Source organism: Cypionkella sp., from assembly GCF_034376685.1.
Lineage (GTDB): Bacteria > Pseudomonadota > Alphaproteobacteria > Rhodobacterales > Rhodobacteraceae > Cypionkella.
Genome location: NZ_JAXMJJ010000035.1, coordinates 1 through 2,567 on the forward strand (window position 1 = coordinate 1; position 2,567 = coordinate 2,567).

General features: G+C 58.0%; 3 protein-coding genes. All 3 read left to right on the forward strand.

The genetic code is table 11. From position 1 onward, the window contains the following. Nucleotides 1–196 (forward strand): NepR family anti-sigma factor (locus tag U1A24_RS07790; protein WP_322321414.1); only part of this gene is annotated, 196 nt, incomplete at its 5' end. After that, the gene (locus U1A24_RS07795; RefSeq protein ID WP_322321415.1) at nt 193–768 is read left to right on the forward strand and encodes an RNA polymerase sigma factor; all 576 of its coding nucleotides are present in this window, start codon (nt 193–195) and stop codon (nt 766–768) included. The genes U1A24_RS07790 and U1A24_RS07795, both read left to right, overlap by 4 nt. Continuing rightward, on the forward strand, nt 765–2,507 hold the full coding sequence (locus U1A24_RS07800) for a sensor histidine kinase (protein WP_322321416.1): 1,743 nt from the start codon (nt 765–767) through the stop codon (nt 2,505–2,507). The genes U1A24_RS07795 and U1A24_RS07800 overlap by 4 nt, the downstream gene beginning before the upstream one ends. The last annotated feature ends 60 nt before the right edge of the window (nt 2,508–2,567 follow it).

Here is a 2,567-nt window from a genome sequence, read left to right on the forward strand (position 1 = left end):
GGAAAATGTGAAAATCCCCAATCTGGGATCTAACCCAGAGCAGGATGGACAAGCCGACCAGATCAAAGCTCAAATCGAAGAAAACCTGAAGCGGGTCTACCAGTCGGCACTCACCGAAGAGGTGCCAGACCGGTTCAAGCAGTTGTTGCAGCAGTTGAAAGAGAAAGAGGCGCAGAAGAACGAGGGGCAGAAATGAACCTTGCTATGGAGACGGATATTGATCCGCGCGATCAGTTGGTCGAGCATCTGCGCCCGCTGCGTGCCTTTGCGATCAGCCTGACGCGCAATGTTACCTCGGCGGATGATCTGGTGCAGGAAACCATTCTGAAGGCCTGGGCCAGCATCGACAAGTTTCAGCGTGGCAGTAACCTGCAAGCTTGGCTGTTTACGATTCTGCGCAACACCTATTACTCGTCCTTGCGCAAATCCCGTCGCGAAGTCGCCGACCCGGATGGTGCCCATGCCGCTACGCTGAGCGTGAAGCCCGACCATGATGGCCGCATGGCGTTCACAGATTTCTTGCGCGCCTTTGATGCCCTGTCGGATGAACACCGCGAGGTGTTGATTTTGGTCGGGGCTTCGGGGTTTTCAACAGAGGAAGCCGCCGCGATGATGGGTGTGGCTGCGGGCACGGTGAAAAGCCGGGCATCGCGGGCGCGCAAGCGGCTGGCGCATTTGCTGGGATTGGCAGAGGGCGAAGGGATGTTCTCGGGCGTTGATGCCGTCACTGATGCGGTGATCAGTCGAGCAGCGGCCACGATGGGATGACAGAACCCGCACCACTTCTGCCTGCCGCTGACGCGCGCCCGCCGTTTTATCAACGACTCGGCGCGCGTTTGGCATTGATGGTGGCGGTTGCGATGCTGCCGCTTGGGGTTTTAGGTTTGGTGCAATCGCAAGCCGCCAACGACGAAGCCGAGCAGCGCGCCAATCTGGCCATCATGGACGAAACCCTGCGCGCAGCCACGCCACAGATCAGGCTCATTCTGGCAGCACAGGTGATGGCGGCGACCTTGGCAAAATCGACGTCTCTGACCGAGGTGTTCAAAGAGACGTCGCGCTGTCGGCAGTTGATGCAGCAGGTCGCAGCGGATGAGCCGGCGTTGTCGCTGGTGGCGTTTGTGCCTCTCTCGGGTAGAATGACCTGTACATCGGTGGGCAAGGATTTTGACGTCTCAGAATCTGAAGGGTTTTTGAAGGTTGTTGACTTGCAGGAACCCGGTTTTTCGGTGAACGGCAAAGGTCCGGTCTCGGGTGTTTCGGTGCTGAGTGTGACGCATCCGGTCTACGATACGGCTGGCAAGCGTGTCGGCTTCATCGCTGTGTCGATCCCGCATCATTCCTTGGATGAACCTGGTAGCTCTGCAGATTCTGATGCGAGTGATCCGCTGGCGCTGCTGACATTCGATGAAAATGGCACGGTGCTCACCTCATCCGTCGGTTTGGACGATGCACCTTTAAGCCTGCCCTCTGGGACATCATTGCAAGAACTGGCGCGCGGCGAGGCCCGCACGTTTCTTGCAAATACGGTGGCAGGCGAGCCGCGCATATTTTCAGTATTACCGATGGCAGATGGTTTGTTCCTGTTAGGATCCTGGGCCCGTCCCGGTGGTTTTACCGTGTTAGGCCGAGACATCGGCCCCTATATCGTGCCGTCATTGATGTGGATTGCCGCGATGGTGGTGGCGCTGTTGGGTGCCGAGACATTGGTCGCCCGGCATATGCGGCATGTTGTCGGCGCGATGACCGCCTTCGCGGGCGGCGACCGCAAGCGGGTGCAGTTGGATCTGCAAAGAAGCCCCGCTGAAATCAAAGCGCTTGGGCGGGCCTATGACGTTTTGACCGACACGATCCTGCATGACGAAGCCGAGTTGGAAAATATGCTGCGGCAGAAGGAAATTCTGCTGCGCGAGGTGCATCACCGCACCGGTAACAGCTTGCAACTGATCGCGTCGATCATGCGAATTCACATCCGGCAGGAAAAATCGGTGACGGTGCGCGAAATCCTTGAGGGATTGCACGATCGGGTGATGGCGCTGGCGACGGTGCATATGGGGCTATACGAGACTGCCGGGCAGAAAGACGTCAAGATGGACACTCTGTTTTCCGGTGTGATCCGCCAGATCAGCGGCATGGGCAAGCAAAGCAACAAGAAGCCGCATATCGCCACCGATTTCGAGCCGATCCAGTTGATCCCGGATCAGGCGGTGCCGTTGGCGCTGTTGTTGACCGAATTGCTTGCCGGAATGCCTGCCTCTGAAACGCATATGAGCCAGATTGAAGTATCGCTCCGCTTGCTTGAGGGCGAGCAAAAGGCGCGGCTTCATATCAAAGGTCCGGCGAGTTTGGGCACGGCTGCCTCGGATCAACCAACGCCCACGGCCATCGGAACTCAGTTGGTGCGTGGTTTTGCCCAGCAGATCGGTGGGGCCGTCAGTGTTGCCAACACGGCGGAAGCGGTGAATGTCACGGTGGATTTCCCGATCCGCGAAGGTTTTGAACCCTAAGTGCTAGACAGAAAGAAGCGCCGCTGTCTTGCGACAGCGGCGCCCTTTACTGGCCTGGAT